The 23,551-nt window shown below is 31.4% G+C and carries 24 protein-coding genes and 1 tRNA gene; 15 read left to right on the top strand and 10 right to left on the bottom strand.

Translation table 11 applies throughout. The features are described 5' to 3' along the window. Position 1: 1 nt before the first annotated feature. The 6 genes from NE558_RS04065 to NE558_RS04040 form a co-directional block, all read right to left on the bottom strand. Positions 2 to 805, bottom strand: a complete 804-nt coding sequence (locus NE558_RS04065) for an N-acetylmuramoyl-L-alanine amidase (RefSeq protein WP_256148634.1) — start codon at positions 803 to 805, stop codon at positions 2 to 4. Positions 806 to 962: 157 nt separating this feature from the next. Next, positions 963 to 1,646 (bottom strand): MBL fold metallo-hydrolase, encoded by a 684-nt coding sequence (locus tag NE558_RS04060; protein WP_256148633.1) that lies wholly within the window; start codon positions 1,644 to 1,646, stop codon positions 963 to 965. 285 nt (positions 1,647 to 1,931) lie between these two features. Continuing rightward, on the bottom strand, positions 1,932 to 2,504 hold the full coding sequence (locus tag NE558_RS04055) for an SOS response-associated peptidase family protein (protein ID WP_256148631.1): 573 nt from the start codon (positions 2,502 to 2,504) through the stop codon (positions 1,932 to 1,934). Next, a complete protein-coding gene (locus NE558_RS04050) occupies positions 2,497 to 3,054 on the bottom strand; it encodes a beta-class carbonic anhydrase (RefSeq protein WP_256148630.1) in 558 nt (185 codons plus the stop codon). The genes NE558_RS04055 and NE558_RS04050 overlap by 8 nt, the downstream gene beginning before the upstream one ends. Continuing rightward, on the bottom strand, positions 3,051 to 3,263 hold the full coding sequence (locus tag NE558_RS04045; protein WP_256148629.1) for a hypothetical protein: 213 nt from the start codon (positions 3,261 to 3,263) through the stop codon (positions 3,051 to 3,053). The genes NE558_RS04050 and NE558_RS04045 overlap by 4 nt, the downstream gene beginning before the upstream one ends. A 605-nt stretch (positions 3,264 to 3,868) precedes the next feature. Continuing rightward, positions 3,869 to 4,825 (bottom strand): copper amine oxidase N-terminal domain-containing protein, encoded by a 957-nt coding sequence (locus tag NE558_RS04040; protein WP_256148628.1) that lies wholly within the window; start codon positions 4,823 to 4,825, stop codon positions 3,869 to 3,871. 540 nt (positions 4,826 to 5,365) lie between these two features. Between NE558_RS04040 and NE558_RS04035 the strand changes: the two genes are divergently transcribed. From NE558_RS04035 to NE558_RS03995, 9 genes are all read left to right on the top strand, one after another. After that, positions 5,366 to 6,073: a LytR/AlgR family response regulator transcription factor gene (locus NE558_RS04035; RefSeq protein WP_256148627.1), complete on the top strand. Its 708-nt coding sequence runs from the start codon at positions 5,366 to 5,368 to the stop codon at positions 6,071 to 6,073. Between the two features lie 481 nt (positions 6,074 to 6,554). Next, positions 6,555 to 7,358, top strand: coding sequence for a C39 family peptidase (locus tag NE558_RS04030; protein ID WP_256148626.1), 804 nt, complete (start codon positions 6,555 to 6,557; stop codon positions 7,356 to 7,358). A 113-nt stretch (positions 7,359 to 7,471) separates the two neighbouring features. Beyond that, entirely contained in the window at positions 7,472 to 8,662 is a 1,191-nt protein-coding gene (locus NE558_RS04025; protein WP_256148625.1) for a hypothetical protein, read from the top strand. A 140-nt stretch (positions 8,663 to 8,802) separates the two neighbouring features. Next, positions 8,803 to 9,663 carry a stalk domain-containing protein gene (locus tag NE558_RS04020; protein WP_256148624.1) on the top strand — a complete coding sequence of 287 codons (861 nt, stop codon included), beginning with the start codon at positions 8,803 to 8,805 and terminating at the stop codon, positions 9,661 to 9,663. Between the two features lie 139 nt (positions 9,664 to 9,802). Continuing rightward, positions 9,803 to 10,009, top strand: coding sequence for a hypothetical protein (locus NE558_RS04015; RefSeq protein WP_256148623.1), 207 nt, complete (start codon positions 9,803 to 9,805; stop codon positions 10,007 to 10,009). 380 nt (positions 10,010 to 10,389) lie between these two features. Then, a complete protein-coding gene (locus NE558_RS04010; protein ID WP_256148622.1) occupies positions 10,390 to 11,292 on the top strand; it encodes a tyrosine-type recombinase/integrase in 903 nt (300 codons plus the stop codon). 217 nt (positions 11,293 to 11,509) lie between these two features. Next, positions 11,510 to 12,229: a LytR/AlgR family response regulator transcription factor gene (locus NE558_RS04005; protein WP_256148621.1), complete on the top strand. Its 720-nt coding sequence runs from the start codon at positions 11,510 to 11,512 to the stop codon at positions 12,227 to 12,229. Next, positions 12,226 to 13,551 carry a sensor histidine kinase gene (locus tag NE558_RS04000; RefSeq protein WP_256148620.1) on the top strand — a complete coding sequence of 442 codons (1,326 nt, stop codon included), beginning with the start codon at positions 12,226 to 12,228 and terminating at the stop codon, positions 13,549 to 13,551. Before NE558_RS04005 ends, NE558_RS04000 begins: the two co-directional genes overlap by 4 nt. Before the next feature lie 810 nt (positions 13,552 to 14,361). Next, positions 14,362 to 15,093 carry a hypothetical protein gene (locus NE558_RS03995; RefSeq protein WP_256148619.1) on the top strand — a complete coding sequence of 244 codons (732 nt, stop codon included), beginning with the start codon at positions 14,362 to 14,364 and terminating at the stop codon, positions 15,091 to 15,093. Between the two features lie 189 nt (positions 15,094 to 15,282). On the opposite strand, the gene NE558_RS03990 is transcribed toward NE558_RS03995, so the two are convergent. Continuing rightward, the gene (locus tag NE558_RS03990; protein ID WP_256148618.1) at positions 15,283 to 15,696 is read right to left on the bottom strand and encodes a hypothetical protein; all 414 of its coding nucleotides are present in this window, start codon (positions 15,694 to 15,696) and stop codon (positions 15,283 to 15,285) included. A gap of 312 nt (positions 15,697 to 16,008) precedes the next feature. Here NE558_RS03990 and NE558_RS03985 point away from each other — a divergent pair, with 312 nt between their 5' ends. From NE558_RS03985 to NE558_RS03970, 4 genes are all read left to right on the top strand, one after another. Then, positions 16,009 to 16,179 carry a hypothetical protein gene (locus NE558_RS03985; protein ID WP_256148616.1) on the top strand — a complete coding sequence of 57 codons (171 nt, stop codon included), beginning with the start codon at positions 16,009 to 16,011 and terminating at the stop codon, positions 16,177 to 16,179. A gap of 210 nt (positions 16,180 to 16,389) precedes the next feature. After that, positions 16,390 to 17,052, top strand: coding sequence for a hypothetical protein (locus tag NE558_RS03980; RefSeq protein WP_256148615.1), 663 nt, complete (start codon positions 16,390 to 16,392; stop codon positions 17,050 to 17,052). Between the two features lie 119 nt (positions 17,053 to 17,171). Then, positions 17,172 to 17,456 (top strand): hypothetical protein, encoded by a 285-nt coding sequence (locus NE558_RS03975; protein ID WP_256148614.1) that lies wholly within the window; start codon positions 17,172 to 17,174, stop codon positions 17,454 to 17,456. A 74-nt stretch (positions 17,457 to 17,530) separates the two neighbouring features. Next, a complete protein-coding gene (locus NE558_RS03970) occupies positions 17,531 to 18,178 on the top strand; it encodes a hypothetical protein (RefSeq protein WP_256148613.1) in 648 nt (215 codons plus the stop codon). Positions 18,179 to 18,412: 234 nt separating this feature from the next. Here NE558_RS03970 and NE558_RS03965 read toward each other — a convergent pair. The 3 genes from NE558_RS03965 to NE558_RS03955 form a co-directional block, all read right to left on the bottom strand. Then, positions 18,413 to 18,468, bottom strand: a tRNA-Thr gene (locus NE558_RS03965). Between the two features lie 219 nt (positions 18,469 to 18,687). Beyond that, on the bottom strand, positions 18,688 to 19,521 hold the full coding sequence (locus NE558_RS03960; protein ID WP_256148612.1) for a hypothetical protein: 834 nt from the start codon (positions 19,519 to 19,521) through the stop codon (positions 18,688 to 18,690). Between the two features lie 178 nt (positions 19,522 to 19,699). Further along, positions 19,700 to 20,767 (bottom strand): YecA family protein, encoded by a 1,068-nt coding sequence (locus NE558_RS03955; RefSeq protein WP_256148611.1) that lies wholly within the window; start codon positions 20,765 to 20,767, stop codon positions 19,700 to 19,702. Positions 20,768 to 21,822: 1,055 nt separating this feature from the next. On the opposite strand from NE558_RS03955, the gene NE558_RS03950 reads away from it, so the two are divergent. Next, the gene (locus NE558_RS03950) at positions 21,823 to 22,233 is read left to right on the top strand and encodes a hypothetical protein (protein WP_256148610.1); all 411 of its coding nucleotides are present in this window, start codon (positions 21,823 to 21,825) and stop codon (positions 22,231 to 22,233) included. A 1,177-nt stretch (positions 22,234 to 23,410) separates the two neighbouring features. Next, positions 23,411 to 23,551: a hypothetical protein gene (locus NE558_RS03945; RefSeq protein WP_256148609.1), complete on the top strand. Its 141-nt coding sequence runs from the start codon at positions 23,411 to 23,413 to the stop codon at positions 23,549 to 23,551.

Genomic DNA, 23,551 nt, shown 5'->3' with positions numbered 1-23,551 from the left:
TTTATTTTTTCCCTTTTTCCATCGTATTCAAATATTGGCAAATTGCCTGATAATAGGCTTGTGCAGCTTTTGCACATCCTTCTTCTGTACCAAAATCCTTCACATCCTGCTCATTGGTAACAAAGCACTGCTCCACTAAAACTGCAGGACAAGTCATATTTTTTAACATCCCAAAGGTATCATAATCGTAAACCTGTGTATCAGTAGAATCTAGCAATAGCTTAGAGGCATTGCCCGTTTCGTCAGGCACATAATATCCAAACCGAACCCCATCAGGCCCTCGCAGCCTTGCTCCCGCCACTTTCATTTCCGTTGCTATGTATTGAGCAAATGCCAAACTTTTCTCATAGTTCTTTTTTCCCGGAGGAGAAGGATAGCATTCGAATCCATAGGCAGATGCATCATCACCGGAATTGGCATGGATGGAAAGCACCAAATCAGGCTTTGCCCTCTGAAAAAGCTTGTTTCTATTGGTAACAGTTTTATCCTCACCGTCTTTTCGAGAAAGAACCACCCGAAAACGCCCATCTGCCTCCAATAGCTCTGCCAGCTTGGCAGTGGTTTTCTCCGTCAGTCCAACTTCTTCGATGATACCCACCGCTCCGGTATCAACACCACCGTGACCGGCATCTAGGCCTATAACATAGGGCTTGCTAAAGTGAAAATAAATCTCGAATCCAACATAGCCCAATATAAAAAGGAAGATTAGTAAGATTAGCTTGATGGGCAATCTGCCTTTTCGGCGTCTGCGCCGCTTCTTCTTTATTCTTTGCGGCTCATATTCCCGCCAATTTTTGCCTTTCATACACTGTCACTCCTAATTTTCAAGGGATCGTTAACACTGTCCAATAACCCTTACGTTGCTTGCTCAAACTATTTTAAACAACTCTCTGAAGTCCGAATTGTGGCATTCCTCATAATCATTTTCCTGTCAAAAGAGCCAAAGAGGAAAGTAGTATTGATTAAATAGTAAATGTCTCATTTGCTTTGGAAATTTGTATGATTTTATCTCCATAAGGTTTCTCCTTCAGCATCTGACAAACCTCAAACTTTCCCCAAAAATGCATAGGGAATACAGCGTCTGCATCCACTTCCTGCATAAAGTAATCCGTCGCCCAATGGTACTTGTCCTGTAAACGTAAATCCGCAGGGATAAATGCCACCTGAAATTTTCTGCCTTTTATTTTTAGAATCTCCTCTTGATAGCTTTTTGCTATATCATCATTAAACTCCTGACTCTCTCCATTCCAATGCCACCAGTTCAAATCTCCGCCATGGTAAATTGCTTTTCCATCTGCCTGTACAGCAAAGGCCACACCCTCATCATTGGATAATAAGGTCTCAATGGCAAGCCCATGGAATTGGTAGGTTTCGTGGGGCTTCACATACAAAACCTCTCCCGAAAAGGCAGAATCCAAAATGATATCATGGGAGATGACATAGGCTGCATTATCCACCCAATCAAGTATTCTAGTGTCAAAATGGTCACTATGATTGTGGGATACAAAAAAAATAATATCCTTACCCTTATAGTCCTTGGGGTCAAAAAAATCAAAACGCTTTCCCTGGGGGTAATAGTCAAATATTAATACCTTGTTTTCTGTTTCCACTAAAAAACCGCTATGATTAAAATAAGTTACTTTCATAAGACCTCCTTGATTATTCATTAGTCAGCTTGATCTAAAAGCAAATGAATCCTTTTAATGACAGATTCAGCTCTTAAAGACCAGCGACTTACCCATTACTGTCAAACAGACTGACTGAATTTACCATATAATTGTACCACACTTTTCTTTATTTTCTACCCTTATAAAAAAGACTTAAGAATTCCTCAAGTCTTTTGGCAGAAAATGCAGTTTTATAAAATATACAGTAGTTAAATATAACTGGGTAATACTTGGAACTTGCATAGTAAAGATAATTCTTTGAACCTAATTTTCCACCATTTCTTTTTTCAATGCAATCTCCCCTTGTGCCAATAGTTGTTCTGATACACAAGTATCGTATAGCCAACTCCTTAACTCAGCTTCCTTCAAAATCAAAGGCATACGATGGTGCACCAGGGCAATCTCACCCATACTATGGGTAGTTAACACCACAACTTCTGTTCTTCCCCCCTGTTTACGATATAAAGCGGCAAAGTAAAGAAGACCTTCCCCAGCTTGAGAAAATCTAAAACATTGATGCTCATGATTCCACTCAAAAAAGCTATGGGCAGGTACGATACATCTATTTCTTTCAAAACAGGGCTGAAAAAGCCCCTTTGACAAAACCGTTTCCTGCCTTGCATTATAAATCAACTTGCCTTGATTGGTCTGAAAGCCCCAATGACCCAAGGATGCTGTAGTTTTACCAAACGCTGTGGCCTGAAGATAAGGAATTTCATTGGAGGGCCGGGCAATCTGAGGAACTTTTGTTTCTGGTGATTTTCGCCGTATCTCCCCCATTATTTTTTGTACTGCTTTACTATCATCTTCTTGATTCCAAAAAAACAGCCTACACATGCTCCACCTGACGCATTTCACCTGTTTCCGGATTCATCACAAAGCCATAAACCTCAACACCTTTGTGAATCAAAGGATGGGTCTTGATAATCTCCACTGTTTTTTCAACAGCATGACAAACATCCCCAAAGCCAGTTAACCATTCCACGGGGTTACGATGATTTCTTTCCGCCTCATCCAAAGCCTCTTGAGTGATTCCCTTTGCTTTCATTTTCTCCACAATTTTAGCACCATCTAAAATGCGGCCCCCACAATCATCATGGCCAATCACCAAAACCGTGTCTACCCCTAATTCATATATGGCAACAAGCAAGCTGAAAATAACACTACCATAAGGATGACTGATTTGTGCCCCGGCATTTTTAATCATTTTAACGTCGCCATTTTTTAATCCAAGGGCGGCAGGCAGTAGCTCTGTCATTCGAGTATCCATGCAGGATAAAATAGCTATTTTTCGGTCAGGATATTTGGACGTAGCATATTTTGAATATAACTCGCTCTCAACAAACACCCGATTATATTCTAAAATTTTTCTCATTTGGTCGTTCATTGTTTATCCTCCTCTTTTCTATTCCTCTGTTTCTCATCCCGCTTCATAACGGCATAAATCATGAAAAACCATAATACAATCAACCCCAATGCAACGGGAATCATATGTTTTACTAAGATGTCCCCTCCCAGAAAATGTATCCATAAAAAAAGCCCTAGTGAAACAATGATAAAATACGCTCCAGATATTATTTGCATATGCCCCTTCATTTTTTACACCTCTTTTCTGCTGAAAGCTCTTTTTATGAAAGAACCCTAAATTTCTACTTAACGAAAAAAGTACAAGTTTAAAAAATCATTTGCATTCTCTTGATAGACATGGCTTATTTAAATTGAATTTATAATAACATAATAATTAGTATTCAGTAAAGCTAATTGTTTATAGAGAGAAAACCTTTTAAGATAGTACCCTTCGTGTAAATGAAAAATATTATATTTATCGTGACCCTAAAAAAATATTTCTATGTCACTCTAAACATTAGTTTATCATCGCATCACTCCAATCAGAAAAAAAAACTTAAATCGATCTAATGGTGAGCAGCCTAAAAGTAGAAAGTCATTAGAAAGATGCTCCTAAAAACTTAAAGCAAAGCCTTAGAAAAAATGGGAGAAAGAACCAAGCTAACAATATCTATTTAGGGAACTATCGAACTTACAACTATTTTGTCTCAATGTGAATTTTCCGTAAAACCATTTTAATTATCGTTTATACAAAGACTAACCGAATATATATACTAAAACGCAACTATGGAATCAAAGAAAAAAGACCCTAATCATAATATGATCAGAGTCTTTTTTCCGTTGATTTTATGCAATTAGCTTAAAACTTCTGAAGATACATACATTACTCCATCTACTAAAGTCGCAGGCCTTGCTGCTTCTTTTTCTTTTCCATCCACTGCAAAAAGTGCCTCATCAATTGTAATTTTAATACTACTATCTGCTTTTTCAACTAAGATGGCTTTATCTCTACCTTGCCAAGTTACTGTAAAGCCTTTTCCTTCTGCTGTGTCACGCAAAGGTATCAAATCTATTGTTCCTTCTTCTGCCTCTTTTGTCTCTTCATCAACATTTGATTCCGTTGGCTCACTGACATCTTTATTATCTTTTTCAAGTACCATTATAAAAGAAGGTGTCGTTTGCGCCGGAATACTTCTTGTAGTTACAGTATAAAAAACCAAAGCATTCTGACCTTTTACCATATCCGGAGTCACACCAATTTTGCTCACCCCTGAGTTTGCCAAAACCGTGTCATCCCCGATATTTAGCTTCAACTTGTTATTTTCATCCGTGAAGCTCACATCAAAATGTCCTACCATGTATTCACCCTTATCAGCATTTGCTACAATTACTGTTGCGCTACCTAAGTATGGTGGCATGCTCATGCCCATGGGGCTTAATTCTGGATAAATTACAGAAACTACTATACCTTTCGTTAAACTGCTTGCCGAAGTGCTTTTCCCTGTTTCTCTATCAACAATAACACTACCAGCATTAACGCTAAATCTCAAACCACCCTGCTCATTTGAAATTGTTACAACCTGTGTTCCATCTTCTCCCGCTTCACTAATGTCAATAATCTTTCCTTCATTTACAATAAAGCCCTGTACTTTTTTCTGTTCTGCCATAATCGTCTCTGGCTCCGAAACTGATGTTACTTCCGTTTTAGCAGTTACTTTACTGTCAGTATCTGTATTTGCAAAGGCTACTGTACCACCTGTTACTGCTAATATCATACTCAATGCTAATGCATTTTTTACATTCTTTTTCATAATTCATTTCCTCCTTAAAAATAAAGTATATGTTCTAGCACATATCTTCAGACGGAAGACAATCTCAAAAGTTCCTGAGATTCTTAAATACATTAATTTATACTTCAATTTATTAATAGTGTAGGTGGATTTGTGTCTAGGAAAACAACTACAATAAAAAAATTATTAGATTTATATGGCAAGAAAAAATCACAATCGACAAAAGCAGTACTGAGACAAATGATGCAGAACATCTATAAATAATGATACCAGCATTAAAGATGGCACTGATTCAAATGCGATCATGCCAGATATGATATCCGTCCTTTTCCAAGGTGCCTTGGATGGAAAACTGAACAAAGAATATACCCTCCGTGACAAAGCACCGACAAGATGAACGGTATTCCCCCAGAATCATGCACACAAGCTATTTCACAAAGGCATTAACACCACACCCCTTATTCAATCTGTCATATGCCAAATCAACAAACCATTTTTTTATTACTATAAATGTGCATTATATGATATATTGATAGTATTAATAATGAGGAGGATATTTTTATGTTAAAAATAGCTGTATGCGACGATAATAATTATATATGTATAGAAATTGAACAAATTATTCTTGATTATAGTATACAACGTGATATAAAAATTGATATTGAAGTTTTTTATGATGGAAAAGAATTAATCAACTATATAGAGAACGAACATTGTTTTGATATAATTTTTCTTGATATAGAACTAAAAACTACGACTGGTATTGAAGTTGGAACAACTCTTAGAAATAAATTGGATGATTATATTACTAAGATTGTTTTTATATCATCAAAATTAGGATATGAGAGACAGCTATTTGATGTTCAGCCTTTGAACTTTTTGGACAAACCCATCGACAAAGAAAAGTTAATAAAATGTTTAGACTTAGTATTAAAACTGTTAGATAAAGAGAAAAAAGTTTTTAAGTATAAAGTTGGCCATGAATTTAAACAAATAGCATTTCAAGATATTTTATATTTTGAAAACAAGCTTAGAAAGGTAAAGATCGCTACGTTAGATGGAGAAGATGAATTTTATTGCTCTTTAGCAAATGTTAAATCGCAGTTACCGAATTTTTTTGTGACTTCACATATTTCATACATAGTAAACTATAATTATATTACAAAAATTTCTGGCGATAGTATTTTGATGATAAATGAAATGAATATACCGATTAGCAAAAGAAATTTGAAAGAGATACAGCAGTTTCAAATCAAATTCAATTTTTAAAAGAGTTACGAGATATCAATTGAATACTTCTTTATTTTATAACTCTTATCAATCTACTAAGTTTGTATGTGATTTGCATTAAAGAGAGCTAAAGTAGTTTTTACTTTATAAATCATATAATGATGTTCTTAATAAAAAATGGTATCCTACAGACAACACCATCTGCTAATATAAATTATTGGATATGGCTTCAAGACACAAAAAAGATTAGGAAATTATGATTCCAAATATATAATTAAACACACAAGTATTTATATCAAAATATATACTTATGTGTTTTTTATTTTAATTTATAATAAATATAAAATAATCAATTATTACATAAAAACATACCAATTATTACAACTGACCGCACTTATGGACAAAATATGATACCCTTCGTATATCAAAATAAATATAAGAAAGGAGAAAAAATTCAACGAAATACTAGTAACAATTAATTGTAGATCTGAACTAAATAATTCAAAACGGAGGTATTATTATGTTGAAAAAAAGATTCCTAACTGGTACTCTTACTGTAGTGATGATTGCGTCAATGGGAACTATGGCGTTTGCAAATGACCTAAAAGCCATTGAATCTAAATCCAAAATTGATACATCTGCCCTTTCTGTTTCTGGCGATGCTGGACAAATTTCCAAAAGTGCATTATCTGAAGCAGATATTCAAGCAATATTAAATGGTAAATCTAATAAAGTGTCAAGCCGTAGTAGCATTCAAGATAATTCCTTAATTGACAAACTGAGTGTACTTTCACAATCAAAAGTAGCACGTTCTGCTTCTTCAGGAGGAGCATTAGGTGTTAAAGTTTTTACTCAGGAGGAAGAATATTATTGTGGCCCAGCTACTGTAAAGCAAACTTTGCATTATATAAATGGATACTCAAGCTCACAAAAATCAATAGCTAATGCAATTGGCACAACTCCAGCTGGAAGTAATTTGGAGCCAATGGTTGAATATATTAATGACAATAAAGATTATGGCTCCACTTATGTTATAATATCCCAGCCAAGCAAAAGCAAAATTCTGCGTATGGTAGAGTATGCTGTAGATCACGAAACACCTGTCGTATGCAGACTAAGATTTAAAAGAACGGGAAGCTGGGAGTATAAAACAAATGGACACTTTTTGAACGCAAACGGATTTAATTCCTATGGCGATGAAATATTACTGACCGATCCTAATATTAAAAATGTTAGACCATCAGCAGGCGGAAGCTATTGGGTAACTTTAAACGAGTTATACAACGCAACTAATGACCACTTTGCACAAGAAATGGCATATTAATTTAGTTTTATAGGCTGTCATAATTTTTGATTTTAGTAAAAGGTATGGATACCAAAGTTCCTAAATTTAATTTATGATAGCCTAATTCAATTTGACAAGGAGATTTTATCACTATGAGAAAACTATTGATACTGATTCTATGCATATTAAGTCTTACTGGTTGCACAGTAAATACTCTCTCTACCTCTGCAAAAAGCGATGCAAATAAACCTGATGCTACTGCTCCTATGGGCATAATAATTAATCAATCTGATACAGAAAAAATCAATTTGCCAAATGAATCAGATATACTTTTCTTTGATGATAAGCAAATTATCTATTCCATAGAAGAATGGGATAAAAGTAATGAGTATTTAAATATACAATTCTATAAATATACCATTGCGGAAGATACCTCTGTAAAACTATTAGATCTTACAGAATATAAACTTATTACAGGACGAATTTCTATTATTGATGACAAGCTGTATATCCCTTGCTTATTAATGGATAACAAAAATAAGATCTTTGAAGTAAATTTATCTACCGGAAATTTCAAAATATTTCATGAGTGGATTGGCAATACATTTATTTGCAATACGTATACAGATAATAATACTTTATTTGTATTTGAAATCATTCCTACAGACGATGCATCAAGCGAAAGTGGCACCAATTACAAAGTCACTGCGTTTAACCTTCAAAATTCTTCTCAAAAAGAAATTATGTCTGGTAAATATCAAGACGGGACTGGTGATGTAATTTCCTGCATAACTGTAAACGACAGCGTTATGTATCTATACACATTGAAATATGATAATTACAAAGAGAGCACTCACATATTAACTTACAATATATCCTCAGAGAAGTTTGCTGAACTAACCCAAATCTCAAGTAAACTATCAAAAATTGGTGATGATCCAGTTATGGATATGTATGCACTTGGAAATAATTTAATTTTCCATACTTTAAATGGACAAATATTAGTAGAACAAATACAAACCAATAAAGATTTGGTTCCTTTGAAGATTCCGGATGAATTGGGTTCAGACATAAGTAGTCGTTATACAGTATTAGATCCTTTAGTAAATGCAGATAATTCTTTATACTTTGCAACTACAAATACTCAAGATAAAACTATTTTCAAATTCGACTATGCAAAACAAGAGTTTGTACCAATTAAGTTTAACTTTAATCAAGATAAATTGAATATTTTAAATCATTATTTTACGAATAAATCGGGGGATATCATTATGAAAAGCATGAATGACTCTAACTCAGAAGTAACTTTCCTTTTAGTAAAAAAAGAACTTCTCAAGAAATGACCCTGAAAATTATATTTCATAAACGAATTTCAATTACTTCAATTTCTTATAGTAATAAGTTTATGTCTGAGGACTGCACAGATAATAAATTCAACTAAAAATATAGATCGCATAGGGAATGTCTTTACAAGATGTTCCCTTTGTGCAATACTAACGTACGTGAGTATAGTGGAGTTTCTACAAATTCGACCAAAACTGTCAAAGGTAAACAGATCATACCAGCTACACAAACAATTTCAGTAGATGCCAAAGATAATACTTTAACCGGGTATAATATTGATGGATATTTATATTTTCCAATTAGTGATATTGCACAAGCTCTTAACTTTTCATGTAAATGGGATAAAAACACTAAAACAGTTGTGATAAGCAAAGAAAATAAATTGCCTCACGATACAGAATTACAGGTACCAGAAAACATTGATGATTTAGTAAATTTATATCTTAACGAGAGAATTAAACATCAAACAACAATTGACACAAATGATGTGACTTATATCACCGGTTCAAAAAATTATGATTCCATAGAGAAATATATGAAAGAAAATATTGATCAAAAATTTAATATGAAAGATTTTGTGGTAAAGGAATCTTCCCCATTAGAAAATGTTTCAATTGAGTCGGATAATGAAGAAACACAAGAATACATAAACCGGTTTGTAGCTCCAGTAAATATTTTAGATATACGTTTTTATGTGGACGGCTATCCCACACATTACGGTTACCGTATCTATGTATTTAGTGGCTATGCAAAAATAGTCAATTATATGGGTAAATGGAATAATGATTTTGACAAATCTAAAATCAAACCTTTTAAATATACAGACGAAGAACTAAAGCAGATGGCCATAGATAAAGATGGTTTTCAGAATAAATACACAGTTAAAGATGTAAGTATATACAAATATTTTGATATGGACACATTGGAATTTAAAGCAGAAGTTGAAATTGTATATTTACAAGACAATAAATATGCAATTGTAAAATCTAATAGATTTTAAATAATGGTTTTCGTTATTGCGTTCTAATGCCCCTATTGACTTGATAAAATACTTTATATCAGACTTAGAGAAATAACAAACAGAAATATCCTTACCTTCAATTTGGATTCTAAGTCGTGATTTTCTAAAGGAGAACGGTATGAGAAATAAACGAAACGACATAAGAACATTAACAATTATTTCAATTCTATTGAGCCCTTTGTTTGGAGGTCTTATTGGTAGATTTGTTGGATTTTTAAATATCTTAAATTTGCCTCATATATATTTAGATGCGGGATTGTGTTATTTAGGTGCTATTGCTTGGATAGTAGCATCGCTATTGTTTTATTTTACTTATGAAGAATAGCTGGGGAATTTTAGGTAAATACATACTTAATTCCGTGGAAAAACAGCCCCTCCCAATCTACATTAGAGGGACTGTTTTTGGGTTTTCCATTACGGAAGATATAAGTATGCGAGCGTTTATCCTACTTTAACGTTAACACTATAAACGCAAAAACCCCCTAAAACAAAAGGTTTCAGGGGGTAATTTTTTTAAGTATCGTGAGCAAACCTATAAGCCGGGTTATGACCACCCTTATTGAAATGCTCTTAGAATGCTGTATTTACAGGGTTTTTATGAGGTTTTTTACTGGTTATAGACACTGTTATTTTCAAAAAACAGCACTATAAGTAAAACAGTACATAACCCTGAAACTATTATACGCATTTTTAGGAGGGCTGTCAATGGACACACAAGCTAATCAGTTGCATGAGGAGTTTTTAAACTATATGCTCAGTGAAAAAAATGCCTCTAAACTTACTTTGCAAAGCTATCAAACGGATTTTAAGCATTTCACAGAGTATTTAAAAATTAGTGGACGATGTGAAAATATTTTAGAATGCCAAACGAAGGATGTTAGATTATTTATTACCTATTTAAAAATCACCAAAAGTTATGAATCTAACTCCGTCAGAAGAAAAATTCATTCATTGAGTTCATTTTATAATTATTTGTATGAAATGGAGTATATTCAAACCAACCCCATGGCCCCAATTCACGCTCCTAAGCGTGTAGAAAAATTACCGATTTATTTTTCCAAAGCCGACCTGAAAATTCTTTTAAAAGCCCCTGGGAAATTCGCTCGTTTTCCTGAACACAGAATGAGAGATAAACTATTATTAGAGTTATTTATCTATACCGGTGCGAGAAGGTCAGAGGTGCTTCAGCTTAATTGGTGTGACGTGAATTTTCAGGAAAAAACCATCTTGATAAACGGAAAAGGAAAGAAACAAAGAATAGTGCCCATCATAAACGATTTAGGCGCAGATCTGGTTGCATATTACCTAGAAACTAAGCCTTTACCAAACCAACCCCTTATAATATCCGATGCTGGAGGCAGGATGTCTGTCTCTGCCGTGCAAACGCTATTCCAACGGTATATTAAAAAATCGGGTTTAGGGAATAAAGGATATACCTTACATAAACTAAGGCACAGTTTCGCCACTCATCTACATCAGTCAGGCGTTGATGTACTGACAATACAAGCCTTGCTTGGTCATAACGACTTAAATTCCACCAAAATTTACACACATACATCAATAAGCACATTAAAAGAAAATGTAGAAAAATTCCCTGCACTAAAGTAATTAAAAAAGTTATCCCTTTATCAGCAATGCCTTCTATGAAAAAAAATTTCATAAAAGGCATTTTTTTATATTATTAAACATTAAAAACATAAATACTTTTATATAAAATAATAGTATTGTAAAAATATTTATATACTAATCATCAACCCGGATGCACTATGGTTTATTATTATAATCTATGGTACAATTTATGTAAAAAAGGAGGGAAGTTTATTTTATGTATAAAATTGCTTGCTGTGATGATCAAGAAAGTGTTAGAGAAACTCTTTTGATTTATTTAACTCGCATCGAAGAGAAGTGGAAGGAAAGCTTTGATATATTTCTTTTTGAAACCGGAAGTGCTTTAATCGAGAGCCTTATAGACCATCATTATGATATTATCCTACTGGATATTTTAATGGATAATCTAGATGGAATTGAAACTGCAAATAAAATTCGGTCCTTAGGTGAAGATAGCAAAATTATTTTTATTTCAAATTTTGATAAAAGATGGCGAGAGCTAATCCGTGTTGGAACCTCCGCTTTTATAGATAAACCAATAAAAGTTGAAGAACTAGAAGAAGTACTATGGCCAATTATCCAGCGAATAAAACAAACACATGAGTTAATTTTTATTTACTATCAAAATAAAAATAAATTTTTTATTCCAATGAAAGATATTATCTTTCTCGAAGCGAAACGAAATAATATCCTATTAAAAACAGCAAAAGATGACCTTCAATATATAGGAACTATAAAAGAGGAGTGGTCAAAACTTTTGTGCCTTGATTATTTTATTATGCCTAGTCGTTCTTTTATTGTAAATTTAAATTACGCTACATTAAAATCTCATAAAATCATTATAACGCAAAAAGAGCTCTGTAATATTGGAAGAAAGTATTACGAAGATACTATGGATAGATACGCTATTTTTTTAGAAAGGAGGAGTAAAATATGACTTTTACTTTATATTTTTTTATAAATTTATGCTTTTCTTTTATTATGCTCTATATAATATTAAGCTTTTTCGATTCTTTTTTAGGGAACAAAACATTGTCTAACAAAAGATTTTATGCTTATATACTTTATCTGTTTTTAAAGACCATTCTCTTTGTTTTTCCTAGAGATATTTTTACAAATATATTCGTTACAATTTCTTCTTTACTTTTATTAGCAACCTTATATCAAAGTTCAATTACTAAAAAAATAATAGCCATACTATATGAATTTTCCATTGTCATGATAGTAGAAGTCGTTGTAGAATTTGGATATCGCTTTTTATATCAGTATAAAGAGAAACAACTTGCAGTTAATCAAGGTTCCTTTATATTTTTGCATGCAATAACACTTTTTGCTTTACTCATTTTAGTTAAACTATACCAGCATATAAAATCAAAAGATGTAAATGACGGAATACTCAAGCCCCTTACCTTAATTGAATTGTTTTCTATGCCTTTTCTCAGCATTATAACTCTCCATATCTTTTATAGACATGCAGTATTTTACCAAAATTATTCAAACAGCCATGTTTTAATCGCCTTGCTACTATTTATAATGAATATCATATTTTATCATTTATACGAAAAAACTTTAATATTGAATAAAGTAGAGCTAAAAAACGAACTTTTATCGCAACAAATAAAGTACTACATTTTACAGTATGAAAAAGAAAAGGAAAATTTAGATGAAGTCCGAAAAATCAAGCATGACTTAAATCATCATTTACTTTTTATTCAAGAACAATTACGGACCTGCACGCCAAAAAGCCTAGCTGAGTTAAATGAAGTATTTACAAATATGTTAAAAATCACAAGCCAATCTGAAACAATTTTTTATACAAAGAATCATGCTATAAATGCAATTTTAAATTATAAAATTTCCAAAGCAGAAACCCTAAATATCCCCTTAGAAGTAAGGGTTAACTTGTCCTCTGAATATTTACCAGATGAAAATAATTTATATGTGATTATTGGAAATTTGTTAGATAATGCGATAGAATCTTTTGATTCGAAAAATTCCAACTTAAAATGTATCACTATATCCATTTATGAAGAAAAAAATAATTTATATATTAGTGTCGTCAACCCCTTTTCAAAAGATTTGCATATAGACCATAAACATCCTTTAACTTCAAAAAAAAATAAGAATTTACACGGATTTGGGCTACAAAGTGTAAGTAGCTTAGTAGCGCAACATAATGGCTATTTAAAACTAACTACTGATAATCATACTTTTGTTGTAACCATCATTTTATTTTCTTTTCTCACGAAAACAGCCTAGTAACTAATTTTGTCCCGAGTTTAATGTTTTCTGTCCTTTCTTTGGTTAATTTCGACTAATTGTGATATGCTTAGTTTGTCCATAAGTGAAAGGGGGAGTACGGCTGTTAAAGCAATTCATAAAAGGCACAGTGCAACGCTAACAGCACTCGCATTATTGGTTACTACATATAGCGCAAACTCTGCTAGCCAATACATTTTACAGATGTATTACTATTACTATTTTATGGACATTTAAAATGAATCGACAAGCCTTCATAATAAGCTTTGGATTGTTATTGATAGGAATTGGGGTGATTGTTGGTAATCACAACAACAATAAACAAGTCACAAAAAAAAATTCTGATATTACTATGTTTGGAGGGATGCCCTATTATATTTAGTTGTAACGTCTGGTAAATTAATTCCAGTGGAGTGATAAGTTGCATCGTACACTAATGCACTAATAAAAGTAAATTGAAAATATATTTTGTATCAATTGTAATTTTATTAGACGATATTAAACTTGTTGATGGCCAGAGCAAGTATAGTATAAATTAATCTAAAAAGTATTAAGTATTATTGATTTGCTAACGACAGCACCAAGTTCTTCCAAAGCTTGAGTCAGCTGAAACAGAAAGTAAGCCCATTAGCAAAGATAATTTGAGACACTACCGCAAAAGACCATTGTACATTTAGGCACTAAATTACATTTAATCCTTTTTTTGATGTGTTTAAATAATATTGCATTTGTAATTTGACAGGATATATGGTATCAGTATATTCGGTTTTTTTGCAGGAAAAACAATTGAAACTGAAAGGAGCACAAATTATGAAAAAATTTTTATCTTTAATTCTAAGCTGCGCAATGATATTTTCTGCATCGGCTACAGTTTTTGCAAGTGAAGTCACTAATGAAAAAGACATAACTGTTAATCTTGAAGACGGTCACTCTTATTATGATGACAAACTTAATACTAACGTAATAGCATTTACTATTAATAGTGACGGTTCAGTAAATTATCTTACTGAAGAAGAGGTAAATTCTATCCCAAGTATTAATGAAGCAGAAGAATTAACAGAATCTACACCCTCTGATATTGTACAAAACGATTCCAAAATTGTTACTCGTGGTTATAGAGAGTGGTATGAATTTGATCAGACAGGCGGACCCTATCATTATAAGGGTTCACTCAAAAAGGTTTCTGCTGATTTAGAAGCACCAGCAGGTGGTGGCGGAATTGATGAAGAAGTAAGTTATACATCTAGTCATTTTTTCTCCGCTAGTGTAACTACCAATGCTGAAAAGTCTGCTATTCAAGCAGGTGCTTCTATCGGCTGGGAGTCCTCTGCTACCAGTAGCACAACTTATAGAGTTAATCTACTTCCAGGACAAACAGGATATATTGGTTTTTATCCTTACTATAACCGAGTAGTAGGAGATTTAGAGTTACACTCAAATTGGGACGGCATAATTTCTACTAAAACTGGTGTTTCTGGATACTCTGTTAAATTAACCGATGACGGGGAAGCAGACGGATTATATAAGTTCATAGAAACTTGAAATAAAAAAACCAATTATAACTGAACTCCAAATGTTGGGCAGTTTAATTAAGCAACTCATTGGAACTGAATCCGGTATTGTACCGAATTCAGTTCTTTTAGTTTGAACTTATAATCTGTCTTTATTATAAAGCTCTCCAAAAAAATACACCTCCTAAATATTAGTTTTAACATTTGAGGTGTATTTAAATTATGGAGCCTCTTTTATTTCAAGTTTATTATCAATCTCTTCTATATAAAATAATACTTGTTGAGGTTTTTGGGTATTTGTTTTATCTAATAAGTTAAAATAGTATGTCTCAACATCTGCATACTCATCAGAATAAATATTAAAGAAAAAAGTTGTATTTTTATTATAACCAACTAAAAATCGAAAATCTGTGTCTTTCTGATATTTAACTGATTCTAATATATCATCTTTTCCATCAAGAGTAATACCAAAATCCACGCTTTCTATTGCTTGATTTGTTTTGTTTCTTAAAAGTATTTCTATCATATATTCCGACTCATCTAACTTTTCGCCTTTATTAAACCTTAGAAATATAAAAGCTACGAGAATAATCATAAGCAGTATTAAAATACTAATAATTAATTTTTTTCTCATCTTCAACAACTCGCTTTCTAATTATTAACAATTATTTAAAACCAAAAAACTATTATTATCTTAGAGTTTCGACGTCTTAGAATATAGATCTTACTAATATTTAATCTAACCTAAGTTTTATTATACCATATTTGTTAAACTTTGGAAACAAAATGTTATATATATCTATTAAACTTGATGAATTGTTATGTCAAGTTCGCCACTTATTGAAGAATATTGGATTTCTAGCCTGCGTATTTTCTGAGACAACAGCTTATTATAAACTTACATATATGTAAAAATTGTGTATAATATAGTCATAGGAGTGATTATATGTCAAACAGCATTTTAGAAAGCGTCAAAGGATCTCTAGAAATAGAGAACTTGAAAATAAGTGAAAAAGCAGAAAACTGCCTAAACCTTATGCTAAGCAATCAAATGACCGTTCATGAAGCAGTTAAAATAATTAGAGACGAGTACTCTGCTCGCAGTGAACCTCAATAAGTGTAGCATTACTATTATCCGCTCAGCCAATTTATTATAATGAAGTCATTACAATATTTATTAAATAATAAAAGAGTGCATCATCTCTGGTGGAATTATCTTAGATAACCCATTCCAAGGAATAGCACTCTTGATTTCAATATTTATTGTATGAATATAATAACCCAATTATGTAAAATTGTCAACTAAAAACCGAAGGGATAAACGCACATGGATAAACAACTAAGCGCACATGAGTATTTTATAGACTTCTTTAAAGGTTATATCCGGAATTACAATAAAATTTTCAGCAAAAAATATTCCCCCAGTATTCGTGAACTTTTAAATGACTATATTGAATTATATAATGATATTGCAACTTCTCCTGAAAATCAAAAGTTAAAGAATTCTCTTAAAGCTCAATTGGATGTCATGGGCTTCTTTCTTAAGGACACAGTCCTATACAAATCAGTACTCAAAACTAACTTTGATATGCTCATTAAAAAAATTCAAACTATGAATTCACATACAAAGGAAAAAAATAAGTGTGAAGATAACGACAAACATATGTCTTCTGAATATTTTGCTATTCTCAAAATATGCTCGTCTTTGTTAAAATCCTTAGACAAGCTTAATATCTATGAGATTATTATTTCAATTGTTAGCACAACTACAAATTATAAAGAAATAGATAGGTGCACAGAATGTCTCATAAATGAGTTACTGTATGATGGGTATTCTATTCGCTATCTTCAGGATTGGTTTAGAGATGTAAAGAGTATACATGGTGACAATACTAGCAATCTGATTGGGGAATTCAAAACCTTAAAAAACCTGAAAAAGAATATGATATTTTTTTTACGGTTAAAAATGATTATGAAACCCTGGATTTAAAACATATAAGCTATAAAATAGATTTACAGCACATCAAAAAAGATGACTTAGATCCAGAGGTGTCCTCACACCTTCTTTTTAATGATTTAGGTAGGGCTTTTCATGCCAAATTAAAAGCCATGGATGAATATAGCGCAACAAACCTGATAGTAAAAGCTTTTGAATCTTATTGTTTAATCGTAAATTTGATGGAAGAAAAAGATTTCAAGTTAAACCAAAAGATTGCATCCGTTTGCAATGGTACGTTAAATAAATACAACATTGAATCAAACGACTTAAAAATAATACTGCCCAATATTGATACCAGAGAAAAAAATGATTTAGATGATTTCCTAAAATACCGAAATGAAGTTTATCAAAACAAATTAGAAACTGGAGAGATTTTTCCATCGAGCGAAGCCTAAATATACTCAAAAATGGAAATTACGAAAATGATGCCAATACCCTCATTAACCTTTGGAATGCTCTGGAATACATATTGAGTTATTACAGTGGAGACTCTATTATCTCTAAAGCAAGGTATATTGTACCAAAATTAATGTGCCTTTATTACCTAAAAGATAAACTAAATGTATTTTGGAATACACTAAGTATGAGTAGATTCTACGGGAAGCCGGTAGAAGAATTTATAAAAAATAGCAAGGATGAAAACTATCCAGATAAATATGATATTACAAAATTACTGAACAATATCAAAACTTCCGGAGAAAAATTATGTGAACATTTTGGAACAAATAAGTATATTCTAAGCAGAAAATATCAAGAAATTGGAATGATTATTGAAAATAAAACTTCTTTGCAACAAGAAATTGAAGAACTCCATAAAAAAATTGAATATGATATTGTGCGCATCTATAGGACAAGAAATGTTTTAGTTCACTCAGGCAGTACAACGAAAACACATATTCTGTTGAAGAATGCACGGCTCATGCAATATATCAGCAATCTAATGGGGGTGATTCTTCACTATAAAATGAAAAATAGCAACCACTCAATTTCAGAAATCTTATATTCCATACCTGAAACTTATGATTGCTATATAAAAGATTGTAAAGATTATAAAGAAAATAAGGATCACAGTAAGCCCACTGAAGAAATATTTAAACCTACATATCTTTTTCTTTAGGATTAGGGTCTTTAAGTCCTGGCTTTAGTTATTTTAAATAAATGTAAAAAATTACCTCCAAGTCCGATAAATTCAAGAACTTGGGGGTAATTTTTGCCCCTAAATGGAGACCATAAAAACGTCATAAAACCCTTCCCTTAATCTAGTTCAAACAATAGCAAAAAACACAGCATAAATGCCATCTTGCAGATCATAAACTCTAACTTTCATAGTAGTTAATAGAACCAAACCAGTTACAGGTCCAACCCGTGACCTCCGCCTTACCAAGGCGACGCTCTACCTACTGAGCCATATCAGCATTTTATAAACTTTTCTAACCAACAAGATAATAATTATCAATTATATTTGTTGCCTTTTCTAACTTGCGTAAATGCTCGAAAGTGCTGATTTTATTGCTTTTTTTGGGGTGGGTGTTGCGTATCTTTTTGTGGTTTGTAATAGCTTGCGGTAATTTTAGTAACTAAATAGTTACTCTTTACAGTTTCCTATTAAAAAAGTACCTTCATTAATTATTGCTTATTAGTTAAAAAAAACACAATAAAGCCAGCAACTAGACTAATTATTAAGCCGACTATTATTGTCCATAAAATCTTGCTTTTGATTTCTGTTGTTTTTTCATACTCAATATTTTTTTTCCCAAATAAAAATACATTAAATGGATAAAAATATATAACTACTCTTTGAATTAATTTATTTAAAAATAGAGATGCAAATATAAAAATTAAAAATATCATTACGAATGTTGTTAAATATGTATTTACGTTAGAATAATCCTTAGCATAAGACTGATACACTAAATAATTCAATTTCTCTTGCAGGTTCTGCGTTTTTATGGCTGATTCAAAACTAATAGCACAAGACGCTTTGGAGCTAATGTTAAAAAACAATAATAAAAAAGCAACAGCCGACATAAGCATTTGAGTATAATAAATTATATTTTTAACACTTCTATTATCAACAATAATCCTCTTATTAACATCGTTGTTCAAATATGTACGTAAATCTGATAATAATAAATAAACTAAATCTCTATCTTCACCTTTTATAAATATGTAAGTACCATCATCTTGACTAAAACTTAGTTCAAAATAAAAAACCTCATCTATTTTTTCAAATATAGTAATTTTAAGTATTCTATTATAAGCACTGTTATCTTCATTAATTATATCTTTAAAATCATTTGTTATATAGGCATAAGAATCACTTCTCAGAATTTCATATTGAGGTTTTAATGAATCATCTATTTCATTAAATCTTTTTATTATTATCTCATGTATCTTACGGAGATTTTCCTCATTAAGAATAAATCCCCTTTTAAATTTGTGTTCTACATATGCACTCATGTTGATTCTCCTTTGTTATGTTGCATCATACATAAATATAAAAAAAACCACCTAATTATACTAAGTATACTTTCCCACGTATAAGACGTCAACAAAGAGTGGTGAAAATTGTAACCACTATATTTTGCAGAAATCTACATCTGTTCAATTAGATATGATAAGTTAACTAATATAATTACTATAGTTCAAATAAATTATAAATGGGTGCCTTTAACCTATCAAAAGAGATTCCTATCGACTCCCCAAAGGTTGCCATTCCCATTTCAATCGCACAAAACTCATCACGTTTATTTTTATCCCAATTGTCCCAAGCTTCAGGATTTATAACAATATTTTCACTAATCATAGGAAGCAAATTATTAATATATATCTTCTGTTCCACCAATGTAAGCTTCTCTAATTGTGCTTTATACGATGAAAAAAAATCATCATATTCTTTAATCCACGAAATAATGCAAAAAGTCTTTTCTTCTTCTGGAAATATCATAACAAAAATATGTTTTACTGAAGCATCTAATTTTGTTAAATCTTGAATCTTATTTCCCTCTAAATCAAATGTCATTGCTTCAAAGCCTGTTCCTGCAAATTTTATTACTTGGTCAAACTCCCAAACAATGCTAGTTAAAATATCATAATTTTCTGATAATAAAGCTTCATCAAATTTTTCCTTTTCAAATTGAAAATCATTGATAGCTATTTCCATACCTTTAAAAGGATTGTTATTTCCATGCATCTCAATTAATGATGGTTTTAATTTATATAAATTTTTACCCATATTAACTGCTTCCTGTTTTTTATGGTATTCAATGGCAAAACACCTATATGTATAGAGAAAAATATGCTTTATACTTTTGTCAAACACACTATCTTCTATCGGTTGAAAAATAACTTTATCATGATATCCACAAAAGCCTGTAAATACCGTTGCCTCTTTTCTTCCATATTCCGTAATTGGTAAAAAGGCATTATCGGCCTTAGGACAAGGCATATATACTAACCCATCAGAAGATATTCTTTTGATAATCTTATTATTTTGAATAGAATGGGCACCTATTATTTTTTCAGAACATTCTTTTTTATTAGGGTGTAAACATTGTTTTATCTTTGACTTTTTCCTTAGCTTCTTATATGTTTCAGCTAGATTTGTTGGATTTGTATAATATTCATCATCTTCTTTTCCTAAGCAACACATTTTATATTTCTTCCCACTTCCGCAAGGGCATAAATCATTTCTCCCGATTTTCATCTTTATCCCTCCAAAATAATATATCTATTTTCAAAACAATATAATTATCAATTTCCGTTCAATCCATCTAAAGGAAGGGCACTGGGGGAATCATGGTATTATTAAATAATATCCTCTTTAGTTGGAGAGTATCACCCTCCACGAAACCAGTTTTCATTATACCACAAAAGGCACTATTTAGGAATTAATTTCCAAATACAATGCTTTTCTTTATCCTTAGGCATTTGCTCTTAGCCATTCGCTCATCTTATCACTTGTCACCCGATTCAGTTCACCGAAAGCATGAGCATATAAATCAATCCATTGCGGTACTTGATTGGTCGTGTCCCAAAACCTTTGAAATTGTAATTATATCTACACTTAAGTAATTTAACAAAGTCGCACAGGAATGTCTTAACCCAAGCAAGGGAATTATTGGCATCAACTGCTCTTTTTACTTTTTCTCTAATAAATGCTCTGATTTTTGTATTCTCTGGTTGTGCCTTTTTATTAACTTTTTAAAATATTGATATGGAGTAGAATACCCCCATATTACAAAGTGTACCATAAATGGAATATAATTTCGTTATTTGTAAAAAATTTAAATTTATACATGCAGTTTTAATTAAATTAGATTTGATTTTAAAAGCTACCGTACAATAGCCAAGGTAATTTTATTTACCTAACAATAAGTGTGTACTTTATGTGTACTTTTCGGCCTGAATTTTATCAACAAATTTATTGTTCTCCAAATATAGTGACTTTGGTATAAAAATAGTTATTCTACGAACTCCAAGAAATTCTAATACAATTCTCACATTAGTGTTTTAAAGGTCGGTTATATTTATAACCTGCCCTTGTTTATTAAATCAAATTACACAAAACAAAACTAACTATAGGTAAATATAATTACCATTTTCATGGGGATTTTAAGAAGTTCTTTCAACATAATTCTTTCTATATTCAACTAGAAATCTAATCCTTCTGATCTGGTAGAACAGCTAACTTTTGTAACCGAAAAAAACAAAGCATATTATAATCAAAAATAAAAAATACATAATCGGAGGATGATAAAAATGAATACAATAGAGGACTATATCGAACAAATAAAAAGTTTTACTTTAGAGGAACTTCAAACACTTCAAAATCAGCTTATAAAAGAAAAAGATTCAAGGGTAACACCAAAATATGTTTATACTCATGATTGTTGTGGTTATAGCAATTATCATTTCAATAAATATAAGCATTACTCAAAAAGAATCACAGGAGTTGACGACAGCAAAACAAATGGATATGCCTTTTTAGGAGAATTTCTTAATGTACGTAAGGAAAACCTGGTTCCAGACGGAAGCTTTATATTGGAAGTATGCAATATGTCTTTAAAACTCTATAAGATCAATAAGGAGTGCACAGAACTAGTTCTAGAAGGTTATACAAATATGTTTGTGAGCTTTATAAAAGAAGCCAAGGAATTGACTAAATTGTGAAACCTAGTAGATTTTAAAGAACAAGGGCTAGGGGCAAAACGCCTATAACCCTTGTTCTTTTGATTTAAAAGCCATATGTAAAATTCATTTTAATCCCAATACTTTTTAATTTAGGATAATTAACAACTAAATATTAATGAAATTATTTCCTTAATATGGTATATTTTATAGTATCCATAGTAAGGAGTACCTTTTGTGTTCAAAATAGCTATATATGACGCTAATCATTTTAAATATATAGAAAATGAACAAATAATTTTAGTAATACAACCTAACATAAAAGTTGACATTGAAGTTTTTAATGAATTTTCAAAAGCTTTTTGCAAAGAGAGGTGCTAATTATAAATCAAATTATAGCCAAAATAAAAACCAAAATATTTATATTAATATCCATTGTAGTATATTTTCTATTGCTACAAAGTATAAACTCAGCCATTTATTTGAAAATTGAAAATAAAAGTGAGATGACTTTTTACCTTGATATTTTAAATTGTGTAATGGTTTTTTTACCTGTTATTATATTATTCTGTAAAAATGCTTTAAAAATAAATATACTTCTATCTATGTTAAAGAAATATTGTTTTCCATATCTCATTTATATTTTTATTATTTACTTTATTAGACAACAAGTCAAAGTAGGAGTTTACTTTATTGATATAGGCATCACAACTTTTTTGCTCTCGAAATCCGTCACTTCGAAGTATATTATGATGTATGTTTTTTGGGTTTTCCAAAGTTTTATTTCCTTATTATTTTTTATTATATTGCCTTTTTATACGCTCGTCTTGCATTCATACATTTTTGGATTAAAGAAAGATAATGCCAAAAGTATGATAATTTATGAAAACAAATCATTATAATGCAGTACTGTATGCAGTTTGAACTGCCTTATAATAATGTTTGACACACATTTGAAGGGAGGTATACTTATGAATCCTAAATATATAAAATATCATTTAATCATAATTTACATTTTGCTTGCACTGATTTTATACTTTTGTATTAGGTCTTTTGAGCAGAATGAACTTCTTAGACGGATGATTTTAGTGCCAGAGCTATTCAAGTAAACATCGTTAATTTTAATAAAGCAACAAATGATCATTTAACGAAATAGCATTTTAACTGGGGTTAATAAGCTGTCATAATTTGAATCATTTGACAAGGAGATTATATTACTATGAAAAAGTTATTTGTATTGATGCTATGCTTTTTATGTTTTACTGGCTGTACAGCAACATCAGCGGAAATTAATGCGAAAAAAATTGATGCTTTTGCTCCAATGGATATAGTATCAATCAATCCGATACAGAAAAAATAA

This window comes from Anaerotignum propionicum (assembly GCF_024461735.1).
Lineage (GTDB): Bacteria > Bacillota > Clostridia > Lachnospirales > Anaerotignaceae > Chakrabartyella.
This window is presented reverse-complemented; position numbering and strand designations above follow the sequence as displayed.

What these genes read in the sequence shown, in the direction of transcription:
- NE558_RS04030 (WP_256148626.1), top strand. Translation starts at nt 6,555, where the DNA reads ATGTTGAAAAAAAGATTCCTAACTGGTACTCTTACTGTAGTGATGATT.
- NE558_RS04015 (WP_256148623.1), top strand. Translation starts at nt 9,803, where the DNA reads ATGAGAAATAAACGAAACGACATAAGAACATTAACAATTATTTCAATT.
- NE558_RS04000 (WP_256148620.1), top strand. Translation starts at nt 12,226, where the DNA reads ATGACTTTTACTTTATATTTTTTTATAAATTTATGCTTTTCTTTTATT.
- NE558_RS04025 (WP_256148625.1), top strand. Translation starts at nt 7,472, where the DNA reads ATGAGAAAACTATTGATACTGATTCTATGCATATTAAGTCTTACTGGT.
- NE558_RS04005 (WP_256148621.1), top strand. Translation starts at nt 11,510, where the DNA reads ATGTATAAAATTGCTTGCTGTGATGATCAAGAAAGTGTTAGAGAAACT.
- NE558_RS03980 (WP_256148615.1), top strand. Translation starts at nt 16,390, where the DNA reads ATGGATAAACAACTAAGCGCACATGAGTATTTTATAGACTTCTTTAAA.
- NE558_RS03945 (WP_256148609.1), top strand. Translation starts at nt 23,411, where the DNA reads ATGAAAAAGTTATTTGTATTGATGCTATGCTTTTTATGTTTTACTGGC.
- NE558_RS04060 (WP_256148633.1), bottom strand. Translation starts at nt 1,646, where the DNA reads ATGAAAGTAACTTATTTTAATCATAGCGGTTTTTTAGTGGAAACAGAA.
- NE558_RS04065 (WP_256148634.1), bottom strand. Translation starts at nt 805, where the DNA reads ATGAAAGGCAAAAATTGGCGGGAATATGAGCCGCAAAGAATAAAGAAG.
- NE558_RS03960 (WP_256148612.1), bottom strand. Translation starts at nt 19,521, where the DNA reads ATGAGTGCATATGTAGAACACAAATTTAAAAGGGGATTTATTCTTAAT.
- NE558_RS03955 (WP_256148611.1), bottom strand. Translation starts at nt 20,767, where the DNA reads ATGAAAATCGGGAGAAATGATTTATGCCCTTGCGGAAGTGGGAAGAAA.
- NE558_RS04010 (WP_256148622.1), top strand. Translation starts at nt 10,390, where the DNA reads ATGGACACACAAGCTAATCAGTTGCATGAGGAGTTTTTAAACTATATG.
- NE558_RS04045 (WP_256148629.1), bottom strand. Translation starts at nt 3,263, where the DNA reads ATGAAGGGGCATATGCAAATAATATCTGGAGCGTATTTTATCATTGTT.
- NE558_RS04050 (WP_256148630.1), bottom strand. Translation starts at nt 3,054, where the DNA reads ATGAACGACCAAATGAGAAAAATTTTAGAATATAATCGGGTGTTTGTT.
- NE558_RS03995 (WP_256148619.1), top strand. Translation starts at nt 14,362, where the DNA reads ATGAAAAAATTTTTATCTTTAATTCTAAGCTGCGCAATGATATTTTCT.
- NE558_RS04040 (WP_256148628.1), bottom strand. Translation starts at nt 4,825, where the DNA reads ATGAAAAAGAATGTAAAAAATGCATTAGCATTGAGTATGATATTAGCA.
- NE558_RS04055 (WP_256148631.1), bottom strand. Translation starts at nt 2,504, where the DNA reads ATGTGTAGGCTGTTTTTTTGGAATCAAGAAGATGATAGTAAAGCAGTA.
- NE558_RS03990 (WP_256148618.1), bottom strand. Translation starts at nt 15,696, where the DNA reads ATGAGAAAAAAATTAATTATTAGTATTTTAATACTGCTTATGATTATT.
- NE558_RS03975 (WP_256148614.1), top strand. Translation starts at nt 17,172, where the DNA reads ATGGATGAATATAGCGCAACAAACCTGATAGTAAAAGCTTTTGAATCT.
- NE558_RS03985 (WP_256148616.1), top strand. Translation starts at nt 16,009, where the DNA reads ATGTCAAACAGCATTTTAGAAAGCGTCAAAGGATCTCTAGAAATAGAG.
- NE558_RS03950 (WP_256148610.1), top strand. Translation starts at nt 21,823, where the DNA reads ATGAATACAATAGAGGACTATATCGAACAAATAAAAAGTTTTACTTTA.
- NE558_RS04035 (WP_256148627.1), top strand. Translation starts at nt 5,366, where the DNA reads ATGTTAAAAATAGCTGTATGCGACGATAATAATTATATATGTATAGAA.